Below are 24,611 nucleotides of genomic sequence, written 5' to 3'. Positions count from 1 at the left end.
GGGGACGGACGCCGCGAACAAGGACAGTAGACCTCACCAAATGACGGCGATATTCCTCACACGCGCGTGAATCGGTTTCGTGCATTGTCGCCCGACGAAATCCACTATCGCCGCAACGAAACCATTTTGCCAAGCCACGAAAATCTCCTGAAAGAATAAGGGGTCAACCTACCCCTCCATGATCAACAGCGGAGTTCGATCATGTTGGCATATTTCTTCAACATCATTTACCGCTTCGCCTGCCGCGCGAGCCTTGCGCAAATGGGACGGCACCATCTGGGCCGCTGACATCAAAGCATTTATGTACGCCTGTCCGGCGTATCAGACCACGGCGTTTTGCTTGATGACCTCGCGGTAGAATGAAGCGCTCAATTTCGGGGTACGGCGTTGCGTCTTGAAGTCGACGTGGTAGAGCCCGAACCTTTTCTGATAGCCATCCGCCCATTCAAAATTATCGATCAGGCTCCAGTGGAAGTACCCGGCCACGGGCACTCCCTGTGACGTCGCGCGCTGGAGCTGCTGCAAATAGTTGCGCAGATACATCACCCGATCGAGGTCGTAGACGTTGCCGTCCGCTGCAGGTTGGTCCGACGACGACGTCCCGTTCTCGGTGATATAGATCGACCGCACGCCCCACAGCTTTGCCGCGTGACGCGGCGCCCAGTACATCGCCTCGGGGCCGAACCGGAGCCAATCCGCATCCATGTGCGGGAACGATGCGGGAAACGGCGCCAAGGCGAAGCCGCGTTCGTTGTCCGCCGCCAGCACGTAGTGGTCGGGCTTGTAGATGTTCAGCCCCAATAAATCGATCGGCGACGAGATGATGCGGAGATCTTCGGTCGTGTATTTTGGGGCGTCCTTTCCGGCCTGAGCCAGAAAGCCGTCGATGTACTGCCCTTCGAGCATCACGGTCAGATAGCCGCCGTTGAGTTCACGTGTCGCGATTTCTGCGGCGCGCACATGCGCGGGAGTGTCGATCGCCGGTATGCAGACGACCAGGTTCTCCGCGGGCCCGACCTTCGTCCCCGGCCGCCCACGCGCGCGGATCGCCTGCACCGACAGGCCATGCCCGAGCGCAACGTTGTGACGGACCTGATTCAACTCGGCTTGCGGCAGCTTCAAACCCGGCGCGTCGATCCCAAGGCCGTGGCCGAGATGAACGAGCCTCGAACATTCGTTGATGGTGAAGATGTGGCTGACGCGATCGGTCAGGCGCTCGGCGACATAGGCCGCGTAATCCGCAAAAGCCTTCGCGGTGTCGCGCGACATCCAGCCGCCGAAGCGGTCCTGCAATGCCTGGGGCAGATCCCAATGATAGAGCGTGGCGAACGGCTCGATGCCGTTCGCCAGGAGTTCGTCAATCAGCCGGTCGTAGAAGTCGAGGCCCTTCGGATTTGGCGTGCTTGCCCCCTCCGGGAAGACGCGCGGCCACGCGATCGAGAACCGATACGCCGTGGCTCCCAGCGCCTTCATCAACTGGACGTCGTCGCGGTACAGGCGATAGTGATCATCGGCGACATCCGCATTGCTGTGATCGATGATGGTGCCGGGCGTGTGAGCAAAGCCGTCCCAGATCGCCGGCCCGCGGCCGTCTTCGTTGACGGCTCCTTCGATCTGATAGGCCGAGGTCGCCGTGCCCCATCGGAAATCGGCCGGAAAGCCGGCCAGCGAATTTTCACCGGCGGCTCTGACCCCCTGCGGCTTGCCGGCATCGGCCGGATAGGCCGGCGCGGCCGACAATCCGAGCGCCGCCGCTCCGGCGAGCGTTGCGAAATGACGCCGTGAAAGTCCATCCAGCGACATCGATATACTCCAAAAATTCACCGCTCGCGCGACGACCACAGCGCGGCGCCAAGCAGGACAAACGCGGCCGCGGTCCATAGCGACTGCCAGTTTTGAATGCCTTCATTCAGCAGGATGAAGACCGCGGCCGCCGCGAACAGGCCAGCGAATACCGACTCGGATGTTGCGCGCACCTCCGGCTTTCGACGGTTCAGTAGCGCCACCACCAGGATCGGCACCGCCGCCATGGTCAAGCTGGCAAATGGGAAGTCGCGCGACCGCGGGTCGAACATGAAGCCCAGTGCGCTTTCCGCTGCGACCATGGCCGTGAGGAGGAGCACAGCGCCGTGAAGCAGTGCCGGCAGGGATCGTGTTCGCATCTCGCGCGGTCCGATCAATTCCGCAATCGCCGGGAGCGCGCGGCCCGACATCAAGGCGTTCATGCACAGGAGCGGCAGAACCGTTGCTGCGATCAAGAACGAGCCTTGCCGCATCAACCCGGCAAGGCCGTAGCTTTCGTGGAGCGCATTCTCGACGCTGATACCGAGCAGGATTCCGCCGACGGTGGCGGATGCCGCCACCGCAAGCCACCGCGACAATGCCGTTGGCGCAGCCGAGCGCAGGCGCGCCAACAACGCCGTGACGAACATGGCGATGCTGAAAGCCAGGCCAGCGCCGAGCTGCAGCTTCCAGAACGGATAGTTGCTGACGGCAGCTCCGGGTGAATATTTCAGCCGGCGGCTTTCTCCATCGAGCCAGCCCCAATGAGCGCCCACCGTCCCTTCCCACTGGCGCTTCCATGGCTCGTCATACGCTTCGAACAAATTGATACGAACGTTCTCCCGACTGGCCTTGTCGAGCAGCTCGAAGGTGAAGCGCGCCTGATTGATGCGCGATGGCAGCGCACCGTCGCGCATGCGTCCTCGGCTCGGCCAGCCGGCCTCGCCGATGAAGATCTCCTTTCCGGGAAATGCCAGCGCGACCTTGTTGCGCGCGTCGAGCACATGCTGGGGCGCTTCCTCGGCGCGGGGCGGAACGTCTTCCCAATAGGGCAGGACGTGGATCGTCACGAAATCGACGTCATGGCCGATCTCCGGGTAGCGCAGCCAGAAGTCCCAGGTGTCGGCGTAGCTCACGGGAACGCGGATGCGGCCTTTGGTGGAGCGGATGGCCTCGCGAAGGGCCGCCTCGGGCAGTTCACCACGGAGCAGCACCTCGTTGCCGACGATGACGGCGGTGACGACGTCGGTAAATTGGTTGGCCAGCGACACCGCGGTTTCAATGAGGCTGGCATTCTTCAGACGATCGCGTCCGATCCAGACGCCGAGGATCACCTTCAGCCCGACCCTTGAGGCAAGCTCCGGCACCTTGTCCAGGCCGTTCTCCACCGAGTAGATGCGGATGCAGCTGGTGATCCTGGCAAGATCGGCGATATCTTCCGCGATCTGGTCCGGGCTGATGACGGCGGAGGAATTCCACGGCGTCTGGTGGCCGCGGAATGGCGCGTAGGAAACACAATCCAGCTTTTTCGCGAGATCGACGGGCGCATGTCCCAATGGGACCGGCATCGCCAGCCAGCACCAAACCGCGACAATGATGCACATGGACAGTAGGAACAGCCATAGCGGCGCGGCAACCCTAAGCGGCGATCTTATGGCGGCGCCACCGGGCAACCGGCTCGCACGATTGGGGCTTGATCCGGCGGGAACATCGAGTTGCATCAGTTAAGCGCTCCGGGCTGCGTCCGAACCGACGATCGCAGGGGAGCGCGAGGAACCATCCAGTTCGCTGAAGAAAGCGATTGAAGACATCGTTTCAAATGCTTTAGCCTGGCCCGGTCAAGCCAAAGCTAAATCCCCAAATTCGCCGCACGCAACTACGGCAGACCCCATCCGTGATTTACGGAAGAAGTATAGCAGTGTCTTTCATGTGCCTACAAACGCAGGAATGGCAATGGGCAGGCTTCGCGCGTTCTTGAAGGCCCCGACGATTGTGCGGGATGGCTATTGATGCGGCGACGCGAGTTCATTGCAGGCGCGGCGGCGCTGGCTACGCGCGGATCGCGCGCTATGCAGGCATTGCCATTCTCGATCCTTCCGCGCGCAGTTTGAGTTAGCACGAAGCAATCCATGCCTCAGCAGGCAGAGAAATGGATTGCTTCCGCCTTCGCTCGTTGAGCTACGGCGGACAAGTCGCCGGCGCTCTCCTCATCCTACGATGTCGTCCCTGCGAAAGCAGGGACCCATAACCACAGGCAGGTGTTGTGGCGGGAGCAAGCGGTTGCAGCGGAGCACATAACAAAGACCTGTGGTTATGGGTCCCGGGTCAAGCCCGGGACGACGCGGGGAGAGATCACGATTCAAATGTCAAACAGCGAAAGGATGTGAGTCCGCATTCTCGCGGCGCGTTTTGCGCCCGAGCTTTGCGCTACTTCCCACCCTCCTCGATATCAGAGGGCGCAGGGAAAGCCGGGTGCCGGTTGCACCCATGGGTCCCGTGCAACAAAAAGCACGGGGGTAGGACCACAGGTCAACCGAAGCATTCCGGCTTTCCCTGCGCAGTGGTTTACGGCTTATTTCGTGCTCTCCTTGGTGACCGGGCTTTTTTGCCACCATCACCCGCGGCAGTTCTTGCTGCTCGCGAGCTTAGCGCCAGCGTCGGGGCGCCAGGACCACGCGACTTCGCCGTCCGTGATGTGCGTGCTCGTCAGTCACACCCATCACGTCCACCGCATCTCACCGCAACGTTCGTGACGATCGCGAGCCGCCCCTCATCCGCCGTGAGACGCGCGGAGTTAAATCACTGATTTGCCCGACGACGGAAGCGGAATGTTTTTCCTGCGAGGGGTGGACCGGGCAAATCATATTGATTGGCTTAAGGAAAATCGCGCGAACGATACGACGCCGTCATGCCCGGGCAAAAGCGCGAAGCGCGTCTTCGCGCAGATGTCCCGGGCATCCACGTCTTTCCACGCGCCTGAGAGAACGTGGATGGCCGGGTCAAGCCCGGCCATGACGGAGGAGAGGATTGCGCGATGTGTCCCCAGTCATTCCGGGGCGATGCGACAGCATCGAGAATCCATTTCACCACAGGCGCTTGCGGCCAAATGGATTCCGGGCCCGCGCGCTTCGCACGCATCCCGGAATGACGGCAGAGTTTGCTTACTCGGTCGAAAATCACCCAAAGCGGCCACTTGCGATTTATAGACCAGTTGGTCTATATATTGGCAATGAGCCATCAGACCCCAGCACAGTTGCCCCGTGGCCGCCCCCGAAGTTTCGACATGGAAGCCGCTGTCGAACGCGCGATGGGTGTGTTCTGGTCGCGCGGCTATCACGCCACGGCGCTCCCTGACCTTCTTCGTGCGACAAAGCTCTCGCGTGGCAGCCTTTACGCGGCTTTCGGTGACAAGCACTCGCTCTTCTTGCGGGCGCTTGATCGCTACATTGCCGATGCTCTGACAAGGATGGATATCGAACTCGACCCCCGCAGTGAGCCGGTCGACGGCCTGCGGGCCTACCTTGCCGGCTACGTTGACCGCACCAGCGGTGCCAATGGTCGGCGCGGATGCCTGCTGGTGGCCGCAGCCATGGAGCTGGCTGGCCAGGATTCTGAAGTTAGCCGTCGCATCGCGAGCTTTTTCAAAGCCATGGAGGCCAGGGTGGCGGATACGCTTTCTCGCGCGAAGGCGGCGGGCAAGTTGGCCGATGGTGTTGAGCCTTCAAGTGCCGCCCGAATTCTCGTCTGTTTCGTTGAGGGGCTGCGAGTGGTCGGCAAAACGGCACCGGCACGGATCACATCGCAAGCCACCGTTGACGCTCTTCTCGACCGCTTCATCAAGTAAACAACCCTTCGTCAGGTAATCGCCCCTTGGACGCCTCCGCTATTGGCGCACCGATATCTAGACTGATCGGTCTTGAAAGGAAGAGGCCCATGTCTGCCATCCAGATCGTCTGCGCGGTGGTCGTTCCGTTGCTCTGGGGTTATCAGTTCGTGGCCATCAAGGTGGGCGTCACGGAGTTTCCGCCTCTCTTCTTCCTCGCACTGCGCTTCCTGGCCATCGCGCTGCTGCTGGTTCCGTTCGTCAAGAGGCCCACGCGGCAACAGCTCGGCCCGATCGCAGCTATTTCGATTTTCTTTGGTGGACTGAACTTCGGACTCTTCTATGTTGGCCTTGGGCTCGGCTCGGGAAGCATGTCGGCCGTCGCATATCAGCTCGCCACGCCCTTTACTGTGCTGTTAGCCTGGCCGCTGCTGGCGGAGAGGCCGTCTCTCACCACGTCCGCCGGAGTGGTGCTTGCATTCGTCGGCGTGGTCGTGTTGGCAGCGGAGCCTGGCCTGTCGGCAAATGCGCGTCCGCTGCTGCTTGTGGTCGGATCAGCCTTCGCATTCGCGGTGTCCAACGTCCTGACGAAACGCTACGGCCCTTTTGATCCCCTGGCGTTGATGGGGTGGTCGTCCCTGCTCACGGTGCCGCAGGTCATGTTGATGTCGCTGCTCCTTGAGTATGGACAACTGGCGAGCCTTGTCACAGCGGATCACCGTGGTTGGCTGGCACTCGCCTACACGATTTTCATCGGAGGAATTGTTGGGTTTGGCCTTTGGTTCTGGCTGATCGCCCGCTGCTCCATGGGCCGCGTCGCACCCTTCGGTCTGCTGCTTCCGGTGTTCGCCTTGATTTCGAGCGTGTTATTCCTTGGCGACCGCACGACTCCAAAGTTGATTGTCGGTGGGCTGCTCGCGATCTCCGGCGTCGCTATCACACAATTAAGACCGAGCGCTCGACCGATTTGAACCCGGAAGTCGCGTCGTGGCGACTTCCGGGTTTGTGAAGGGTTTCGGATGCCGGTCGCATGATTGACGGCGCGGCATATTCGGCGGCCGGCGTCCGAAACCCTTCACAGAAGGCGACCTTAAACTCGCAACCAGCGAGAGGCTGATCGCGGCTTGGCAGAGTCCTTGGTGGGACTTAGCACAAGCGGCACGCCCCCCAGGATGCGCAGCAACCCGCGCAACCACCAACCCCCCAGCCACCATACCCCCAGCCACCGAACCCGATGTCGTCATCGAACCCGATGTCGTCATAGAATCCGACGCTGAACCCGCAGCCGCCGCAACCGCAACCACGGAAGCCAAGGCAACCACGGAAGCCACCGCAACCTCGGACGCCAACAAACCTGGCACCACCGCAACCTCGGCCGCCAACAAATCCGCCACCACCGCAACCTCGGACGCCAACAAACCCGCCACCACCGCAACCTCGGCCGCCAACAAATCCGCCACCACCGCAACCTCCGCCGCCGACAAATCCGGCACCACCGCAACCTCGGCCACCGCCAAACCCGCCACCACCGCAACCTCGGCCGCCGCCGCAACCGCCGCCACCATGGCCGCACCCGCAACCGCCGCAGCCGCGCGCCAGCTGCACGCCGCGACCAAAGTTTTCTCTATCGAAGAGATGGAACGTGGCCAGACTGACGTCGGCCATTTCCTCCTCGCCGAGAAAGAAGCGCTGATTTGGCGAGGTATTGTAAGGCTGCGGGACACCGGCAGCGGGCATCGTGGATGCGGATGCACTACCCGCCAGCGAAAGACCCAGTCCGACGGCACCCAGCACCTTCACGGTGGCGCCTTTGGTTGCGCGTTTCTGCTTCGAAGCCTGCTTGACCCTTGGCATGGTCGCACCCTCCGTAAGTTCTCGTGAAACGCTCGGGAAGACTGCGCTCGGCGAAACCGGCGCGCAAGGGCTACTTGTGCCATAACATGCGAAACATCTCATCGAGTTCCATTCATCTTCATGAACGGAGATCGACACATAACCGCTTTTGGTTGAGCAGAATCGCGCCATCTGCGCACACGCAGCAGCATGGACCTGCATGTCGAATTCTGGCCCGCTGCGTCATTTACTGCCGCGCAGCAATTCCGTCGCTTTGGGCGCGAAGCGGATATCGACTTCAGTGGATCGCACAAGCGCCGTAGGCGACGGAGCTCTTCTTCGGGCCGACATCGCGGCGCCAAGCCGTGCCTCAAATCCCGAGATAGAGGCATGGATTGCTTCGCTTCGCTCGCAATGACGGCGGAGTTTCCGGCGAGCGCCGGCGCAAGGCGGTCGGCCTCACCGGCTGCCAGTGCGATCCAGACCGGTGGGCGTTGATATCGACCAAATCGAGCTGTCGATCATCTGCACAGCTTCGTCATCGCTCTCATCCCGCTTTGGCGGCCAAGCGGACATCCGGCCGGCATCTGCTGAACTTGGAGGGCCTACCTGACCCTCAGTGTCTCAAATGCGATTTCCCGATTGCTGCTTACTCACTCTCGTCCTTCACCAACGGTCCTAAGAGACCAATTGACATAAAAAAATAGATAACAACGGGCGACATTATCGACCTCAGAAGCGACTGGTGGGAAAAACTGCTGACTGGGTAATAGCGGACAAGGACGAAGCAAGCTACGCCCAACAGAAACGAACCTACAAACGGCCATGGCGATCTCCGAAACAGGGTATTACTCATCCGGAAATTGCGTAAGAATATCGCCATGAATACCAAGGCAGCAGCTCCTGACAGGAGCAGATTGAACGACTTCAAGAAAACGAAAACGCATTCGTAGCGAGGCAGAGAGGTTCTGACGGCATTTATCTCGTCGTTCAGTGAAAGCCACACATGAGACGAATAACCCGCCAGCCCGCAGCCTAGCTGAGAATCTGTGCCGAAACCGAAACCGACCACTACCGAGAAGTACGACGCGAGCAGCAACCATACGGCTGCCATGCATAATTTTCGTCCTGCTTCCATGGATAGCATGCGAGATGACCTTTTTATTCTTCGGCGGGTCGAACAAGCAGGCTACACGGTGCAGCTGGTCTGGAGCGACACCTTCTTCGAGCCGACATCGCGGCGCCTAGCGTATCTCAAATGCCCAAATACCGGTGCTGCAGATCGGGCTCGGCGACCAGTTGCTCCGATGTGCCGCTCCACACGGTCCGGCCGCGCTCGATGATGTAATGTCGGTCGGCGATGCGGGCGAGGTTTCCGACGTTCTTGTCGATCACCAGCACGGACTGGCCGCGCCCCTTCAGCATCGACAGGCAGCTCCAGATCTCGTCGCGGATCAGCGGGGCGAGGCCTTCGGTGGCCTCGTCCAGGATCAGGAGTTTCGGATTGGTCATCAGTGCGCGGCCGATGGCGAGCATCTGCTGCTCGCCGCCGGAGAGCGTGACGCCCATGTTGCTGCCGCGCTCGGCGAGCCGCGGGAACAGCGCGTGGATCTTCTCCAGCGTCCAGGGATCCGAGCTGCGCAGACGATTGCCTGAGGCCGCGACCAGGTTTTCGCGCACGGTCAGGTTCGGGAAGATCTGCCGGCCCTCCGGCACCAGGCCGATGCCGAGTTTCGCAATCTTGTAGGAGGGCAGGCCACGCACCTGTTGCCCGGCGAAGCGGATCGCGCCTGATCGCGCCGGGGTCAATCCCATGATGGAGCGGATCGTGGTGGTCTTGCCCATGCCGTTGCGGCCCATCAGCGCGACCATCTCGCCGCTCTTGATCGACAGCGACAGGCCGAACAGCACCTGGCTGAGGCCGTAGCAGGTCTCGATCCCCTCCACTTCAAGCAACGTGTCAGCCAATTGGGTCTCCCTGACGGGTCACCGCATGCTGCTCGCCGAGATAGGCCCGCTTCACCTCTTCGTGCCGGCGGATCGCATCCGGCGTATCGCAGGCGATAACGCGGCCATAGACCAGGACCGTGATGCGGTCGGCGAGTGCGAACACCGCTTCCATGTCGTGCTCGACCAGCACGATGGTGAATTCCTTGCGCAGCTCCTTCAACAGGGCGACCATCCGCGCGGATTCGATGACGCCGAGGCCCGCCATCGGCTCGTCCAGCAGTAACAATTGCGGCTTGGTCGCGAGCGCCACCGCGAGCTCGAGCTCGCGCTGCTCGCCATGGCTGAGCTCGGAGACCAGGACATCGGCGCGCGATCCGAGCCCGACACGTTCCAGCGCCGCACGCGCGGTATCGCGCAGGTGCCTCTCCTTGCGCGCGTTGCCCCAGAAGCGGAAGGAGTGGCCGTCATGCGCCTGCGCCGCGAGCGCGACATTGTCGATCGCGGTGAAATCCTTGAGGAGCGAGGTGATCTGGAACGAGCGCGCCAGCCCGAGCCGGCTGCGCCGATAGGACGGCAGCCGCGTGACGTCGCGACCAGCAAAATGGATCGTGCCGGAATTCGGCATCAATTGCCCGGTCAACTGGCTGATCAGCGTGGTCTTGCCGGCGCCGTTGGGGCCGATGATCGCGTGCAACTCGCCGCGCGGCACCTCGAGCGACAGATTGTCGGTGGCGAGGATGCCGCCGAAACGGCGCACCAGATTGTCGACGCGAAGCAGGGGATCAGCCACGACGCACCCTCCCGAGCAGGCCCATGATGCCACCACGCGCGAACAGCACGATCAAGACCAACAGCGGGCCCATGATCAGCGCCCAATATTCGGTGAATTGCGACAGCAATTCTTCCAGCACGAGGAAGACGATCGCGCCGATCAACGGGCCGAACAGCCAGCCCATGCCGCCGAGGATCACCATCACCATGAGTTCGCCGGAGCGGGTCCAGTACATCACGGCCGGGCTGACGAAATCCGTATTGTTGGCGAGCAGTGCGCCGGCAAGGCCACAGATCGTGCCCGCGATGACGAAGCAGGTCAGCCGGTAGCGATAGGCCGGAAAGCCGATCGCCTGCATGCGCTGCTCGTTGGAGCGTACGCCCTGCACCACCAGGCCGAACCGCGAATTGACGATGCGCCAGATCAGGTAGACGCCGCCGAACAAGCAGGCAAGGCAGAGATAATAGAATTGCGTGCGGTCCGAGAGATTGATCAGGCCGTCGAAGGTGCTTCGCTTGTAGATGGTCAGGCCGTCGTCACCGCCATAGCGCGACAGCGCGGAGGCGACGTAATAGGCCATCTGCGCAAACGCGAGCGTGATCATGATGAAATAGACGCCGCGGGTGCGCAGGGAGAGCGAGCCGATCACCAGCGCAAACAAAGCGGAGACGGCGAGCGCCACAGGCCACTGGATGAAGCCGGAGCCGATGCCTTCGGCGGCCAGGATGCCGACGGCATAGCCGCCGATGCCGAGATAGGCGGCGTGGCCGAAACTCATCATGCCGCCGTAACCCATCATCAGGTTCAGGCTCGAAGCCGCCAGCGCAAAGATGACGATGCGCGTGAACAGCGTCAGGATGAAGATGTTGCCTGTAACAGCCGAATAGACCGGCAGCAGGACAAGCGCGGCGCAAACCACCGCCACGAGGACGTTGCTGGCGTTGAGCTTGAACTTCATCGCTTGGCGGCCGGAAACAGCCCCTCCGGCCGCACGACCAGCACGATCGCCATCAACAAATAGATCAGCATCGAAGACAAAGCGGGTGCGGCGGTCGAGGCAGCGGCGCCGCTCAGCACCTTGCGCAGGAGATCCGGCAGGAAGGCGCGGCCGAGCGTATCGATCAGGCCGACGAAGATCGCGGCGAGGAAGGCGCCGCGGATCGAGCCGATGCCGCCGATCACGATGATGACGAAGGCGAGGATCAGGATGTTCTCGCCCATGCCGATCTGCACGGTCAGGATCGGCGCCTGCATCAAGCCGGCAAGGCCCGCGAGCGCGGCGCCAAGGCCGAACACCAGCGTGAACAACAGCTTGATGTTGATGCCGAGGGCGCCGGCCATCTCGCGGTTGGAGGCGCCGGCGCGGATCAGCATGCCGATGCGGGTGCGCATCACCACGAGATAGAGCAGCGCGGCGACCAGCAGCGCGACAATGATGATCGAGAGCCGGTAGGCCGGATAGTACACGCCGGGCAGCAGCTGCACCGGGGTGGTCAGCCATGTCGGCAGCGGCAGCGCAAGGCCCGCCGGCCCCCAGATCAGCCGCACCATGTCATTGAAGAACAGGATCAGGCCGAAGGTCGCCAGCACCTGGTCGAGATGGTCGCGGCCATAGAGATGCCTGAGCGCCACGAATTCGAGGGCAATGCCGAGCAGAAGCGTGGCGGCCAGCGCGAGGATCGCGCCAAGCACGAAGCTGCCGGTCCAGCCGACAAAGGTCGCGGCGAAATAGGCGCCCATCATGTAGAGCGAACCATGCGCCAGGTTCACGAAATCCATGATGCCGAACACCAGCGTGAGCCCTGCCGCCAGCAGGAACAAGAGCAGGCCGAACTGCAATCCGTTCAGAAGTTGTTCGATCAGAAGGAACATCGCAAGTTTAAGTCAGCCTCACAAACAAAACAGCGGCAGCGCGCATGCGCCGCCGCCTTCTCCCTCGCCCCGCCCTTGCGGGGTCGAGACGAGCGAAAGCTCGCTCTGAGAGCGTTGGGGTGAGGGGCTGCCTCCACGAACACCGCGCCCGCGGAGAGGCCCCCTCACCCGGATCGCAAGAGCGATCCGACCTCTCCCGGCAAGCTGGGCGAGGTGATTTACCTTCACTTCATCGGACACTTGTCGTGAAACCGGTCCTGGTCGTTCTCGACGATGGTTGCCACCGTCTTCAGCGATAGCTGACCGTCCGCGTCCTTGACCACGTCCTGCAGGTAGAAATTCTGGATCGGGATGTGGTTGTTGCCGTATTTGAACGGACCACGCAGCGACTTGAAGTTCGCCTTCTCCATCTCCGCCTTCATCGCGTCCTTTTTGGTCAAATCGCTCTTCACCGCGACCACCGCGCTGTTGATGAGCTGGGCGGCGTCATAGGCCTGCGCGCCGTAATAGGTTGGGCGCAGGTTCGCGTATTTCTTGCGGTAATCGGCGACGAAACGCTTGTTCTCTTCATTCGGCAAATCGTTCACCCATTCCTGGGCCCCGGGAATGCCGAGCGCGTTCTCCTTTTGCAGCGGCAACGACAATTCGTCGATGGTGAAGGCGGTGTAGAGCGGGATCTGCTGCTTGATGCCAGCCTGCACATACTGGTTGAGGAACTGCACGCCGGCGGCGCCCGGATAGAACACGAAGATCGACTCGGCCTTCGAGTTGCGCGCCTTGGTCAGCTCGGCGGAGAAATCGAGCTGGCTCGGCCACACCGTATATTCCTCGCCGACCACTTCGCCCTTGAAGGTGCTCTTGACGCCCGCAAGCATGTCCTTGCCGGCGGCATAGTTCGGCCCGATCAGGAACACCGATTTCACGCCCTTCTGGTTCATGTAGAGGCCCATGGCGGCGGGCGTCTGGTCGTTCTGCCAGGAGGTCGAGAAGACGTAAGGGGAGCAAAGTTCGCCGGCGAGCTGCGACGGGCCGGCATTGGCCGAGATCAGGAAGGTCTTGCTGTCGACGGCGGTCTTCAGCGAGGCCAGGAGCACGTTCGACCAGATGTAGCCGACGATGAAGTCAACCTTGTCGGACTGCACCAGTTTCTCGGTCTTCTGCTTGCCGATGTCGGGCTTCTGCTGGTCGTCCTCGTAGATCACCTCGACCGGCTTGCCGTCCATCTTGCGGCCGAGATGGTCGAGCGCCAGCTCGAACGAGTTCCGCATATCGTTGCCGATGACGGCGGTCGGACCGCTGAAAGTCGAGACAAAGCCGATCTTGATGGTGTCAGCCGCCAATGCGGGCTGGGCCAGCGCCAGCGCGGTGACGCCCGCCAGCCAAAATGACGTTTTCATGTTCACTCCCCTCCTCCTCAACCATTCCAACCGACCCGCCAGGCGGGTGAACCGTCCGGCAGCGTTGTCCGTGCCCCCGTCACTCCCTTTTTAGGTGACGTGTTTTGTGCGCGGAATCCTGACCGGGCAGCAAGCGCGAACCGAAGGCGGCGTTTAGAACCTTCGGCGCATGCTTGCGCCTGATCTGCACCATAATTCGTAAAATGCGAGGCTGGCAAGAATTATAGTGCCGGTTGCGCGGGCAACCATTGTCGCAGTTTTTGGAGCTGTTGCCGGCCCCACTGGCTGGCGCAATAGCCCCGACACTTTCGCTGGCCGGCGCACTGTTCAATAGCCTGATGCTCACGGCGACGGCACCGCGAAAGGGCTGATCCCACACGCTTTCGCTATCGTGCGATTAGAAAGAAGCGCCTTGGAACGACTGCGCGAATTAATACATAATTCGCACGGAGATACCGAGAACCCTGGGGCCATATTCGATGACGACGCCGCCGAAAGATCCGCATCACGTGGTGATTGTCGGCGCCGGATTTGGCGGCCTGGAGGCGACCTTTGGGCTCGCCGGCGCGCCGGTGAAGATTACCTTGATCGATCGCCGCAACCATCATCTGTTCCAACCGCTGCTCTATCAGGTCGCAACCGCTTCGCTGGCGACCTCCGAGATCGCCTGGCCGATCCGCTACCTGCTGCGCGACCGCCGCGAGGTGACGACGCTGTTCGCCAACGTCAACAGCATCGACACCGAAGGCAAGCGTGTCGTGCTCGATGATGGCGACAGCGTCCCCTACGACACGCTGATCCTGGCGACCGGCGCACGCCACGACTATTTCGGCCACGACGAATGGGAGCCGTTCGCACCGGGCCTGAAAACGCTCGAGGATGCCACCACGCTGCGGCGCCGCATCCTCGTTGCCTTCGAGCGCGCCGAGCGCGAGACCGATCCGGCGCGGCGCGCGGCGCTACTCACCTTCGTCATCGTCGGCGCCGGACCGACCGGCGTCGAAATGGCCGGCACGATCGCCGACCTCGCACGCGACACGCTGGCGCCCGACTTCCGCAACATCGACACCCACAAGACCCGCGTCGTGCTGATCGAGGCGGGCTCGCGGGTGCTCGCGGGCTTTCCCGACGATCTCTCGACCTACGCACAGCGTTCGCTGGAAAAGCTCGGCGTCGAGGTGATGCTGGGCGCGCCGGTCACCGAATGCGATGCCGACGGCGTGGTTTATGGCGGCAAGAGGCTGGAGGCGCGGACCATCATCTGGGCTGCCGGCGTGCGCGCCTCGCGCGCCGCCGAATGGCTGAACGCCCCTGCCGACCGCGCCTACCGGCTGCAGGTCAATCCCGACCTCACCGTCCCCGGCCATCCCGACATCTTTGCGATCGGCGACACCATCACGATCGCCGGCCCCGACGGCAAGCCGGTGCCCGGCATCGCGCCGGCGGCGAAGCAGGAAGGGCGTTATGTCGCATCGCTGATCAGGGCGCGGCTCGAGGGCCGCACGCTGCCGCCATTCCGCTACAAGCACCAGGGCAGCCTCGCCCAGATTGGCAAGCGGCTCGCCGTGATCGATTTCGGCTGGCTCAAGCTGCGCGGCGCCATCGCCTGGTGGATCTGGGGCATCGCCCACATCTACTTTCTGATCGGTATCCGACACCGCCTCAGCGTCGCGCTGAGCTGGCTCTGGATTCACGCCCGCGACCAGCGCGCGGCCCGGCTGATCACGCAAGGCAGCAGCAAGGTGGCGCGATAACTTTAACCAAAAAGAACCGCTGGAACGTCCTTATTGCGGGCAGCGACCCCGCAGCGATGATTGAAATATGAGCACTGAAACCTCCCCCAGGAAGCCGCGCCGGCCGAGAGCTGCGCAAGCTGCTTCTGTCAATTCCGGCCCGACACTCGACCTCGATCGCTACGTGCCGGGCTTCGTCACCTTCATTGCCAACAAGCTCTCCAACAGCGCCACCTCGTTCTACCAGCGTCATTTCGGCGTCAATGTCACGGAGTGGCGGATCATGTCGCAGCTCGCGATCGAGCCGGGCATCCCCGCCTCGCGCATCTGCCACATCATCGGCTTCGACAAGGGACCGGTGAGCCGGACGCTGGCGCTGTTGCAGAAGCGCGGGCTGGTCGCGATCCGCGCCAACCCGAACGACGGCCGCAGCCATTCGATCACGCTGACGGCCAGAGGCCGCGCGATCCATGACAAGGTCATCGTCGCCGCGCTCGATCGCGAGCGTCGGCTGTTGTCCTGCCTGCGCAAGGACGAGCGCGAAGTGCTGATCGACTTGTTGCGGCGGTTGCACAACAATCTCAGCGCCGTCACCGGCCGAACCGGCTCCTGACTCCAGGCCCGGTGTCAGCCGGCGCAGGCGATCCATTCACGCGAAGCATCATCGTCCAGTACCGCTACCGCGCCGGCGCGGCGCGTCAGCACCGCGCGCTGGTTGATGTAGCCCTTGTCGGTGATCTCGCCGCCGTCGACGGAGGCGGGCTCCGCAAGCAACAGCGCGCGCGCGGCATGGCCGGAGGAGTTGCCGCTCTGCGCCTTCAGTCTTGCAAGACCCTGCCCGATCGCGCCGCGGATCATTTCATGGCCGATCACATCGGAAACATCGGCGCTGTCAGGCAACCCGGCCCGCGCGCGGCAGGCGGCGATATTGGGGAAGACCAGGAAGCGCACCTCGTCGCCGCCATGACCGGTGATGACGATGTCCTGCGCGAGCGGCGCCAGTGCGGCGATGCCGGCGACGCGCAGCGTGCCGACGCTGACCCAGGTGCCGGAATTGAGCTTGAAATCCTCGGCAACGCGGCCGTCGAAGAACAGCCCGCGCTCAGGCTGTTCCGGATCGGCAAACTTCACGGCATCGCCGATCCGGTAAAAGCCCTCCTCGTCGAACGCCTGCGCCGTCAGCTCCGGCGCCTTCCAGTAGCCCGGCGTGACATTGGGGCCGCGCACGCGCACCTCGAGCTTGTCGCCGGAGGCGACCAGCTTCAATTCGGTGCCCGGGACCGGCACGCCGATATTGCCGGAACGCTCCGCCAGGAAATGGCAGTCGGTCGCGAGCGGCGACGTCTCGGTCGAGCCCCAGGCTGACACCATCGGAAGCCGACGGCCGACCGTCTTCATGGACAATTCTTCCAGCGCGTCCCAGAGATTTTGCGGCAGCGCCGCGCCGGCATAGAAGGCGAACTTCACCTCGCCGAAGAATTTCCGCCGCAACGCGTCATCGCCCTGAAGCGCCGCGATCAGCATGTCGAAACCGCGCGGCACGTTGAAATAGACCGTCGGCACCACGCTGCGCAGATTGGCGAGCGAGGTCGCGAACAGGCCGGGCGCCGGCTTGCCACCATCGATATAAAGCGTGCCGCCGTTGCGCAGCACGAGGTTGAAATTGTGGTTGGCGCCGAAGGTGTGGCTCCAGGGCAGCCAGTCCAGGATCACGAGATCATCGCGCACTGTATCGAGGAAGGTCCAGGTCTGGGCCTTGGCCTGCTGGCTCGAGGTCAGCATCCGCTGGGTGTTGATCACGGCCTTTGGCGCGCCCGTCGACCCCGAGGTGAACAGGAATTTTGCAATGGTGTCCGGCGTCACCGCTGCGAAGGCTTTTTCCACGTCCGCGGTCTCCGGCGTAGCCGCGACGGCACTGAACGAAATGGCGTCACTGTCGTCGGCATTGCCGCTGATGATGCTCGCGGTATGCAGCGGCTTGACCGCGGCAAGCGCCGCCGCGAACGGCCTGGTGGCGGAAACATAGATCGCGCCGGGCTCGAGCAGCCGGACCATGCACTTCAGCTTGTCGAAATCTTTCGACATCAGCGAATAGGCCGGCGAGATCGCCGCCGAGGGCACGCCGACATGCTGGGCGGCGAGCGCGAGCAGCGCATGGTCGATGCTGTTATCGGAGAGGATCATCACCGGACGTTCGACGCCGAGACCCTGCCCAAGGATCCAGGAGGCAAGCGAACGCACCTGCCGCAGGGCATCGGCATAGCTGATGGTGGTCCAGGGCGCCTCGACATCGGCGCGCTCGGCGAGGAAGACCCGGTCCGGCGTCAGCCTCGCCCAATGCTCCAGCCAGTCGCCGACGCAGCGCGCACCTTCGCGCAGGGGCACGGTCGATCTCACGATGATGCTGCCGTCGTTCCGCCGATCGGCAACGATCGCGGGCACGGCAAACAGCATTTCGGGATCATCGCGGCGAGCGACGGCTAAGGTCATTGGGGCTTCCTCACACGCCCTCTTTGCTGGGGCTGGCTCTGCTCTACGCGACTATCCCGCGATCAGGCAATGTCGCCGCACGCCGCGGATAGAGGATCGCAAAGCTTGCGGTACTGCGCCCAAAAATTGGGCAGAGCATCGCAACCGGTCGTCGTTGCGCGCTTTTGCCAGTTCTCCGCGGGGGACTTAAGTCACGGAGATTACAGCCCGATTTCCGCAAGCACCCCAATACTGCAAATGTACACAATGGCACATCGCTTGCTTCGGTGGGCTTGGGTTTTGTCAGGCCGGGCGCCGTCGATTGTGACGGAGATCGGCCGACCAAATGGACGAGGCACCACGTGACTGAAACCGTCGCTGAGATCCTTGCTGCGCACCGCGCCGGCACCATGACGCCTGCGGAAACGGTCGCGCGCAGTTTTCAGCGCATCCACGACCATGGCGATCCCGCCGTCTTCATCACCCTGCGCGCCGAGAAAGACGCGCAAGCCGAAGCCGAGGCGCTGGCCGGCAAGGACGCCGCGCGCCTGCCGCTTTATGGCGTGCCAGTCGCGGTGAAGGACAATATCGACGCCGCGGGAATGTCGACCACGGCGGCTTGTCCAGCCTTCTCCTATAGGCCGACGCATGACGCGACTGCCATCGCGCGGTTGCGCGCGGCCGGCGCCATCATCATCGGCAAGACCAATCTCGACCAGTTCGCGACCGGCCTGGTCGGCGTGCGCTCGCCCTACGGGATCCCGAAGAATCCAGTCCGCGACGACCTCATTCCGGGCGGATCGAGCTCGGGATCGGCGGTTGCGGTCTCCGCCGGACTGGTGCCGCTGGCGCTGGGCACGGATACCGCGGGAAGCGGCCGCGTGCCGGCGATGCTCAACAATATCGTCGGGCTGAAGCCAAGCCTCGGACTGATCTCGACCGCGGGCCTGGTGCCGGCCTGCCGTACGCTCGATTGCATTTCGGTGTTCTCGCTCACCGTCGACGACGCCATGACCGCGCTGAAGGTGATGGCCGGCACTGATGGCGCCGATCCTTTCTCGCGCGAGCGGCCGCTTGGCGAGATGACGGAGTTGCCGGCCAAGCTTCGGCTCGGTGTCCCCCGCAAAGGGCAGTTGATCTTCTTCGGGGACCGCCAGTCGGAGCAGCTTTATGCCGAGGCGATCGAGCGCTGGGCCGCGCTCGGCGCGACGCTGGTCGAATTCGACCTCGAGCCGTTCTACGAGACCGCGCGGCTGCTCTACGAAGGCCCGTGGGTTGCCGAGCGCTATCTGGTGATCCGCGATCTGCTCGCCTCGTCGCCGGAGTCGATCCACCCGGTCACGCGCGAGATCACCGCGGCCGGCGCGCGGCTCACCGCCGCCGAAACCTTTGCCGCGCTCTATCGGCTGCAGGCACTGCGCCGGGTCGCCGAGCGCGCCTTCGCCTCGATGGACGCGATCGTGCTGCCGACGGCGCCGACGGTCTATTCCACCGCGCAGGTATTGGCCAATCCGATCGAGCTCAACAGCCGGCTCGGCACCTATACCAATTTCGTCAACCTGCTCGACCTCTGCGGCCTCGCGCTGCCCTCGGCGATGCGGCCAGACAGCGCGCCGTTCGGCATCACACTGCTGGCGCCGGCCGGCCGCGACGCGCTGCTTGCCAGCATCGGCCGCGTCTTCCATGCCGATACAAAGCTGCCGATCGGCGCGAAGTCGCTGCCGCAGCCGCTGCTCGCTCCGCTACCGCCGTCAAGCGGCGAGGACATTCCGATTGCTGTGGTCGGCGCGCACCTGTCCGGCATGGCGCTGAACGGCGAGTTGCGCGCGCTCGACGGACGTTTGCTCGAGGAGACCACGACCGCGCCGGACTACAAGCTCTATGCGCTCGGCACCACGCCGCCGAAACCCGGGATGCTGCGCGTCGAGGCGGGCAGCGGCGCATCGATCAAGCTCGAACTCTGGGCGCTCTCGCCGGCATCCTTCGGCAAGTTCGTCGCTGCGATCCCGCCGCCGCTCTCGATCGGCACCATCCGCCTCGCGGACGGGCGCGAGGTGAAGGGCTTTATCGTGGAGCCGGCGGCGATCAACGGCGCACGCGACATCTCCGCCTTCGGCGGCTGGCGCGCGTTCGTGGCGGAGACGGCTACCGCATAACAGCCGTCATTCCGGGATGCGCCGAAGGCGCAGGCCCGGAATCCATCGGACCGCAGACGACGTGGATGAATGGATTCCCTGCTCGCGCTTCGCGCGCCCCGGAATGACAGAACCAATAGGCGTGATTACACCGACACCGAGTAGATCTCGTATTCGCCGCGTACCAATGTGATGTGGGCGCGCATGGCGGCGGCGGCGCCGGTCTTGTCGCCGCGCAGGATTGCGACCACGACGCGGTCGTGCTCGGCATGCGATTTTGCCAATCGTCCGAGATTGCGGAACTGGGCGCGGCGGAACGGCTGCACCCGGACCCGTGTCGCCAGTGTCATCTCGGCGATATAATCGTTGTGCGAGCCGGCATAGATCGTGTTGTGGAAGCGCTCGTTGACCTCGTGAAAGCGCTCGGGATTGCCGGTGTAGCTGAGCACGCGCAATTCCTCATGCACTGCTTCGAGCGCATGCCGGTCAGCAGCCGTCATCCGCTCCGCGGCGAGCCCCGCGCACAGCGCTTCCAATTCCGCCATCGCCTCGAACATGCCGGTAAGCCGTTCGACCGACGGCCGCGCCACCACCGCGCCGCGATGGGCGCGCGCTTCGACCAGGCCGCTCGCCGCAAGCTGGCGCAGCGCCTCGCGCACCGGCGTGCGCGAGACATTGAAGCGACGCGCGATATCGGATTCGTCGAGCGGCGAGCCCGGTCCGAGCGCACCGCGCACAATCTCGTCGGCGAGTTGCAGGCGCAGCTCCTCGGCACGCGTGATCTTGGATTGTTGCGGAGACGGACGGTCGACGCGACGAACCAGCATGTCCGGTCCGGCGGCGGCAGGGCGACGCGGAAGGTCGTCCAGACTCATGTCTTCGGATCCTTCGGTTCGTCGATGATGCTGACATGGGCGGCAACGATTCTCCAGCCCTCGGGGAAGCGTATCCACGTCTGCATCTGCCGCCCCACCTTGCCAGGTGCGGAGTCGCGATAGAACAGGGTCGACGCGACCGCGGTGTCGCGGCCGTAGGTCGATATCACCGTCCTGTCGGTCCGGCGATTGAGCCCGGCTGGCGAGCGTCCGGCGCGGAACGCCATGATCGCCTCATAGCCATAGAGATTCTCGCCCATGCCGTAGCGCAGCGTCCGCTTGTCGTTGCGGAACAGCTCATCCAGCACGGCGACGTCGTTCGACACCAGCGCCTTCTCGTAGCGCTCAAACTGCGCGGTCACTTCGGCAAGCACGTCGGGCAGATCGATTTCCATTCGCTAGATTCCTCGCGGCGACGGCGCGGCGGCCGCGCCCATTTGCTCCAGAGCGTAGGCAACCCGCAGCGCGATGTCCTCGCGCCAGGGCGCGGCGATGATCTGCACCCCGATCGGCATCGGCAGAAGCGGAACCGGGACGGCCACCACCGGCAGGCCGATGAACGAAATCGGCTGGGTGTGGATGCCGATATTGGCGCGCACCGGCAGTTCGACACCATCGAGCGTGAAGTTCACCTGCCCAAGCTTTGGCGCCACGCAGGGCGTTGCCGGAGCCAGGATCACGTCGACCGTCTTGAACAGCTCCAGCACCTTTTCGCGGTACCAGCGGCGGAACTTCTGCGCCTTGTCGACGTAAGGCGCCGGGATCATCGCGCCTGCGATCAGGCGATCGCGCACCGCGGGATCGAAATCATTCGGCCGCGTGCGCAGGCGATCGAGGTGCAGCGAAGCGCCTTCCGTGGTCGTGATGACGTAGGCCGCCGAGCGGGCACGCGCGGCTTCCGGAATTTCGACCGTACGCGTCGCGTTGAGCGCCTTGGCGATGCGGCCGACGGCTTCAACCGCCTCCGGAAAGACGTTCTGCTGGAAATAGCCGCCGGCAATGGCGATGCGGAGATCACGGATGCCTCGCGCAAGCTGTGGCACAACGGGCTCGACCGGTCGCGGGCTGCAGGCGGCATCATCAGGATCCAGTCCTTGCATCGCGTCATAGGATAATGCGAGGTCACCTGCGCTTCGCGCCAGCGGCCCGAGATGATCAAAGCTCGCGACGAACGGAAAAGAACGCGCGCGCGACAGCCGGCCATAGGTCGGCTTCAGACCGAAGATACCGCAGAAGGACGACGGCACGCGGATGGAGCCATTGGTGTCGGAGCCGAGCGCGATCGGCACCAGGGCGCCGCCGACCGCACCGCCGGAGCCGCCCGAGGAGCCGCCCGTCATCCGCGTCGGATCGTGCGGATTGCGCGACGGACCGTCATGCACGTTCTCGCCGGTGAAGTCATAGGCGTATTCGCCCATGTTGAGCGCGCCGACCAGCACGGCGCCGGCTGCTTCCATCCGCTCGATCAGCGTCGCATCGCGCGCGGCCGGCGGCAGATCGCGATTGATCTTCGATCCGGCGCGCGTGGAGAGGCCCTGCACGTCGAACAGGTTCTTCACCGCGAAGGGCACGCCCGCGAGCGGGCCGACGGTCTGGCCGGCCGCAATCGCTGCATCAAGGGCTTTGGCCTTGGCGCGGGCGCGATCGGCGGTGATGTCGGTGAAGGCGTTGAGCACGGAGTCGTGCTTGGCGATGCGGGCGAGCGCCGCCTCGGTTGCTTCCAGCGCGGAGAGCTTTCGCGCGGCGACGGCCTGTGCGATGTCGGCGGCGGACAAGGATTGATCGGTCATTGCGCTATCAGGCGGAGTAGACACTGGCCGGCTCGGTCTCGTCAGGCAGCGGGAATTCGTCCACCATCCGTGCCAGTCTCAGCGAGACCTCGAGATTGGCACGAACCGCCGGCCGCCAGGCGTCCTCGACCGGCAGCCCCATCGCCGTTGCCACGGCGTCGATATAGTCATCCAGCTTGTCGGCAGCCATGACTCTCCCACCCGACGATCTCAACGCAACCACGATCCGATGACTTGGATCGAATCACAACCTCATCTGTTTTATCGAGCGCCGGGAAAGCCTGCGTGCCTGTTTTCTTTCCGGAGGCTGCTCAATGAACAGGCAACGGCGGATGCGGGATCGCCGTCAGCAGCTCCTTTGTATAAGCTTCCTGCGGATCGCCCAAGACCTTTTCGGAACTTCCCTGTTCGACGATCTTGCCGCTGCGCATCACGATGACGCGGTCGCACAACAGGCGCACGACGTTGAGATCGTGCGATACGAAAAGATAGCTCATCCCCATCGACTGCTTGAGATCCTGCAACAGGTTCAGCACCACCGCCTGCACCGAGACATCGAGCGCGGCCGTCGGCTCATCGAGGATGACAAGCTTTGGATGCAGTGCAATCGCCCGCGCGATGCCGACGCGCGCCTTCTGGCCGCCGGACAGTTGATGCGGGAAGCGGTCGAGGAGATTGACGGGAAGACCGACCAGCGTGGCGAGTTCCTCGCAGCGAGCCCGCAACGCGTCCCGTCCCCTGATGTCGCCGAGTTGCAGAAGCGGATCGGCGATCGCGCGCGCAGCGGTGAAGCGGGGATTGAGGCTGTCGGTCGGATCCTGGAACACCATCTGGATCCGGCTGCGCAGCGGCAATCGCGCAAAGGATGGCGGCTTGATCTCGCCGATTTCTTCACCATCGAAGGCGATGCGGCCGGAGGTCTGGTCCAGGAGCCGCATCACCATCATCGACGTGGTCGATTTGCCGCAGCCGGATTCGCCGACCAGGCCGACGCTCTCGCCATGGCCGACATGGAAACTGATGCCGTCGACGGCGCGGAACACCTCCTGCTCCACCGGCGGCTTGCGGCCGAACAATTTTGACAGCACCGCACCTGCGCCCTGGCGCGGATATTCCTTGACGAGCTTTTCGACGAGGAGGAGCGGCTCTGTCTTCTCGTCACCCCCGGGCTTGACCCGGGGGTCCATCCCTTCAGGAGAAGAGTTTTTCGAAGACTGATGGATGGCCGGGTCAAGTCCGGCCATGACGGGCTTCGCATCCTCTTCCGGCAGCAGATCGCGCAGCGACACGCCGATCCGCGGCGTCGCGCGCATCAGCTTCTTGGTATAGGGATGCTCGGGCTTGGCGAAAATATCGGCCGACCTGGCGGTCTCGACCACGCGGCCTTTCTCCATCACCACGACGCGGTCGCAATAAGCGGCGGCGAGGCCAAGATCATGCGTGATCAGGATCGTCGACATCGAACGACGCTTCGTCAATTCGACGATCAGCTCCATCACCGCCTTCTGCGTGGTGACGTCGAGACCGGTGGTGGGCTCGTCCGCGATCAGGAGCTGCGGATTGCAGGCCAGCGCAAGCGCGATCACGACGCGCTGGCACATGCCCCCCGAAAGCTCGAACGGATAGGCGTGATAACGCTCGCGCGGCCGGGCGATCTTGACCTGCTCCAGCGCTTCGATCGCCTTCTCGCCGCGATCGGCCACCGTCGACTGCTGAACGTGCTGACGCAGCACGTCCTCGATCTGGTCGCCCACTTTGCGGATCGGATTGAGCGCGGCGCGCGGGTTCTGGAAGATCATCGAGACCTCCCGGCCGCGCAGGTCGCGCATCTGCGTCTCGGTCGCGGCCTTGACGTCGATGCCGGAGAACATCACCGAGCCCTCGGCGATTTTTCCCGCGCGATCGAGGATGCGCATCACGGCGTAAGAGGTCACCGACTTGCCGGAGCCGGATTCGCCGACGATGCCCACCGTCTCGCCTTTCGCCACGGAGATATTGACGTGCTGCACCGCCTTGACGATGCCACGACGCGTGGTGAATTCGACGGTGAGATCCTTGACGTCGAGCAGCGGCTGCGCGCTCATGACGAGCGCCTCATTCTCAGCTCGTCATGCGCGGGCTTGACCCGCGCATCCATCGGAGAGTCAACGCTGCGCTTCGCGCGATGGATTGCCGGGTCA

18 protein-coding genes are annotated in these 24,611 nt (G+C 63.4%); 5 read left to right on the top strand and 13 right to left on the bottom strand.

The window, feature by feature from the left end; genetic code table 11:
* Positions 1-321: 321 nt before the first annotated feature.
* Both YY7_RS0111915 and YY7_RS0111910 read right to left on the bottom strand, forming a co-directional pair.
* The gene (locus YY7_RS0111915; protein WP_028163434.1) at positions 322-1,803 is read right to left on the bottom strand and encodes a GH1 family beta-glucosidase; all 1,482 of its coding nucleotides are present in this window, start codon (positions 1,801-1,803) and stop codon (positions 322-324) included.
* Between the two features lie 17 nt (positions 1,804-1,820).
* Entirely contained in the window at positions 1,821-3,503 is a 1,683-nt protein-coding gene (locus YY7_RS0111910) for a beta-(1-6) glucans synthase (RefSeq protein ID WP_245287259.1), read from the bottom strand.
* A gap of 1,508 nt (positions 3,504-5,011) precedes the next feature.
* On the opposite strand from YY7_RS0111910, the gene YY7_RS51420 reads away from it, so the two are divergent.
* A complete protein-coding gene (locus YY7_RS51420; RefSeq protein ID WP_035689933.1) occupies positions 5,012-5,626 on the top strand; it encodes a TetR/AcrR family transcriptional regulator in 615 nt (204 codons plus the stop codon).
* 89 nt (positions 5,627-5,715) lie between these two features.
* Complete coding sequence (locus YY7_RS0111895; RefSeq protein WP_028163432.1) at positions 5,716-6,576, top strand: DMT family transporter; 861 nt, start codon at positions 5,716-5,718, stop codon at positions 6,574-6,576.
* Positions 6,577-8,692: 2,116 nt separating this feature from the next.
* Here YY7_RS0111895 and YY7_RS0111880 read toward each other — a convergent pair.
* The 5 genes from YY7_RS0111880 to YY7_RS0111860 all read right to left on the bottom strand — a co-directional run bounded on the left by YY7_RS0111880 (position 8,693) and on the right by YY7_RS0111860 (position 13,429).
* On the bottom strand, positions 8,693-9,406 hold the full coding sequence (locus YY7_RS0111880; protein ID WP_028163430.1) for an ABC transporter ATP-binding protein: 714 nt from the start codon (positions 9,404-9,406) through the stop codon (positions 8,693-8,695).
* The gene (locus YY7_RS0111875) at positions 9,399-10,178 is read right to left on the bottom strand and encodes an ABC transporter ATP-binding protein (RefSeq protein WP_028163429.1); all 780 of its coding nucleotides are present in this window, start codon (positions 10,176-10,178) and stop codon (positions 9,399-9,401) included. The genes YY7_RS0111880 and YY7_RS0111875 overlap by 8 nt, the downstream gene beginning before the upstream one ends.
* Positions 10,171-11,118, bottom strand: a complete 948-nt coding sequence (locus YY7_RS0111870) for a branched-chain amino acid ABC transporter permease (RefSeq protein ID WP_028163428.1) — start codon at positions 11,116-11,118, stop codon at positions 10,171-10,173. Before YY7_RS0111870 ends, YY7_RS0111875 begins: the two co-directional genes overlap by 8 nt.
* Positions 11,115-12,032 (bottom strand): branched-chain amino acid ABC transporter permease, encoded by a 918-nt coding sequence (locus tag YY7_RS0111865; protein WP_028163427.1) that lies wholly within the window; start codon positions 12,030-12,032, stop codon positions 11,115-11,117. Before YY7_RS0111865 ends, YY7_RS0111870 begins: the two co-directional genes overlap by 4 nt.
* Positions 12,033-12,256: 224 nt before the next feature.
* Entirely contained in the window at positions 12,257-13,429 is a 1,173-nt protein-coding gene (locus YY7_RS0111860; protein WP_028163426.1) for an ABC transporter substrate-binding protein, read from the bottom strand.
* A 479-nt stretch (positions 13,430-13,908) separates the two neighbouring features.
* On the opposite strand from YY7_RS0111860, the gene YY7_RS0111855 reads away from it, so the two are divergent.
* Both YY7_RS0111855 and YY7_RS0111850 read left to right on the top strand, forming a co-directional pair.
* On the top strand, positions 13,909-15,183 hold the full coding sequence (locus YY7_RS0111855) for an NAD(P)/FAD-dependent oxidoreductase (RefSeq protein WP_028163425.1): 1,275 nt from the start codon (positions 13,909-13,911) through the stop codon (positions 15,181-15,183).
* Between the two features lie 67 nt (positions 15,184-15,250).
* Positions 15,251-15,775, top strand: a complete 525-nt coding sequence (locus YY7_RS0111850) for a MarR family winged helix-turn-helix transcriptional regulator (RefSeq protein WP_028163424.1) — start codon at positions 15,251-15,253, stop codon at positions 15,773-15,775.
* A 14-nt stretch (positions 15,776-15,789) separates the two neighbouring features.
* On the opposite strand, the gene YY7_RS0111845 is transcribed toward YY7_RS0111850, so the two are convergent.
* Complete coding sequence (locus YY7_RS0111845; protein WP_035689928.1) at positions 15,790-17,652, bottom strand: feruloyl-CoA synthase; 1,863 nt, start codon at positions 17,650-17,652, stop codon at positions 15,790-15,792.
* 341 nt (positions 17,653-17,993) lie between these two features.
* Here YY7_RS0111845 and atzF point away from each other — a divergent pair, with 341 nt between their 5' ends.
* The gene (gene atzF, locus YY7_RS0111840; protein ID WP_028163422.1) at positions 17,994-19,787 is read left to right on the top strand and encodes an allophanate hydrolase; all 1,794 of its coding nucleotides are present in this window, start codon (positions 17,994-17,996) and stop codon (positions 19,785-19,787) included.
* 125 nt (positions 19,788-19,912) lie between these two features.
* Here the strand turns inward: atzF and YY7_RS0111835 are convergent, their stop codons facing one another.
* From YY7_RS0111835 to YY7_RS0111815, 5 genes are all read right to left on the bottom strand, one after another.
* Positions 19,913-20,641, bottom strand: a complete 729-nt coding sequence (locus YY7_RS0111835) for a GntR family transcriptional regulator (RefSeq protein ID WP_028163421.1) — start codon at positions 20,639-20,641, stop codon at positions 19,913-19,915.
* A complete protein-coding gene (gene hpxZ, locus YY7_RS0111830; protein ID WP_028163420.1) occupies positions 20,638-21,036 on the bottom strand; it encodes an oxalurate catabolism protein HpxZ in 399 nt (132 codons plus the stop codon). Before hpxZ ends, YY7_RS0111835 begins: the two co-directional genes overlap by 4 nt.
* A 3-nt stretch (positions 21,037-21,039) precedes the next feature.
* Positions 21,040-22,431 (bottom strand): AtzE family amidohydrolase, encoded by a 1,392-nt coding sequence (locus tag YY7_RS0111825; RefSeq protein ID WP_028163419.1) that lies wholly within the window; start codon positions 22,429-22,431, stop codon positions 21,040-21,042.
* Positions 22,432-22,438: 7 nt separating this feature from the next.
* Positions 22,439-22,621 (bottom strand): DUF4089 domain-containing protein, encoded by a 183-nt coding sequence (locus YY7_RS0111820; protein ID WP_028163418.1) that lies wholly within the window; start codon positions 22,619-22,621, stop codon positions 22,439-22,441.
* A 121-nt stretch (positions 22,622-22,742) separates the two neighbouring features.
* Positions 22,743-24,515: a dipeptide ABC transporter ATP-binding protein gene (locus YY7_RS0111815; RefSeq protein WP_028163417.1), complete on the bottom strand. Its 1,773-nt coding sequence runs from the start codon at positions 24,513-24,515 to the stop codon at positions 22,743-22,745.
* Positions 24,516-24,611 lie beyond the last annotated feature (96 nt).

Origin of the sequence: Bradyrhizobium elkanii WSM2783, assembly GCF_000472865.1 — a bacterium.
GTDB classification, from domain to species: Bacteria; Pseudomonadota; Alphaproteobacteria; order Rhizobiales; family Xanthobacteraceae; genus Bradyrhizobium; species Bradyrhizobium elkanii_A.
Note: the sequence above shows the minus strand (reverse complement) of the source record. Positions and strands in the feature narration are given on the sequence as shown.

Excerpts from the sequence above, each read along its gene's own strand:
- YY7_RS51420 (WP_035689933.1), top strand. The coding sequence starts at position 5,012 with ATGAGCCATCAGACCCCAGCACAGTTGCCCCGTGGCCGCCCCCGAAGT.
- YY7_RS0111915 (WP_028163434.1), bottom strand. The coding sequence starts at position 1,803 with ATGTCGCTGGATGGACTTTCACGGCGTCATTTCGCAACGCTCGCCGGA.
- YY7_RS0111895 (WP_028163432.1), top strand. The coding sequence starts at position 5,716 with ATGTCTGCCATCCAGATCGTCTGCGCGGTGGTCGTTCCGTTGCTCTGG.
- YY7_RS0111870 (WP_028163428.1), bottom strand. The coding sequence starts at position 11,118 with ATGAAGTTCAAGCTCAACGCCAGCAACGTCCTCGTGGCGGTGGTTTGC.
- YY7_RS0111865 (WP_028163427.1), bottom strand. The coding sequence starts at position 12,032 with ATGTTCCTTCTGATCGAACAACTTCTGAACGGATTGCAGTTCGGCCTG.
- YY7_RS0111820 (WP_028163418.1), bottom strand. The coding sequence starts at position 22,621 with ATGGCTGCCGACAAGCTGGATGACTATATCGACGCCGTGGCAACGGCG.
- YY7_RS0111860 (WP_028163426.1), bottom strand. The coding sequence starts at position 13,429 with ATGAAAACGTCATTTTGGCTGGCGGGCGTCACCGCGCTGGCGCTGGCC.
- YY7_RS0111815 (WP_028163417.1), bottom strand. The coding sequence starts at position 24,515 with ATGAGCGCGCAGCCGCTGCTCGACGTCAAGGATCTCACCGTCGAATTC.
- YY7_RS0111850 (WP_028163424.1), top strand. The coding sequence starts at position 15,251 with ATGAGCACTGAAACCTCCCCCAGGAAGCCGCGCCGGCCGAGAGCTGCG.
- hpxZ (WP_028163420.1), bottom strand. The coding sequence starts at position 21,036 with ATGGAAATCGATCTGCCCGACGTGCTTGCCGAAGTGACCGCGCAGTTT.
- YY7_RS0111835 (WP_028163421.1), bottom strand. The coding sequence starts at position 20,641 with ATGAGTCTGGACGACCTTCCGCGTCGCCCTGCCGCCGCCGGACCGGAC.
- YY7_RS0111845 (WP_035689928.1), bottom strand. The coding sequence starts at position 17,652 with ATGACCTTAGCCGTCGCTCGCCGCGATGATCCCGAAATGCTGTTTGCC.
- YY7_RS0111855 (WP_028163425.1), top strand. The coding sequence starts at position 13,909 with ATGACGACGCCGCCGAAAGATCCGCATCACGTGGTGATTGTCGGCGCC.
- YY7_RS0111910 (WP_245287259.1), bottom strand. The coding sequence starts at position 3,503 with ATGCAACTCGATGTTCCCGCCGGATCAAGCCCCAATCGTGCGAGCCGG.
- YY7_RS0111825 (WP_028163419.1), bottom strand. The coding sequence starts at position 22,431 with ATGACCGATCAATCCTTGTCCGCCGCCGACATCGCACAGGCCGTCGCC.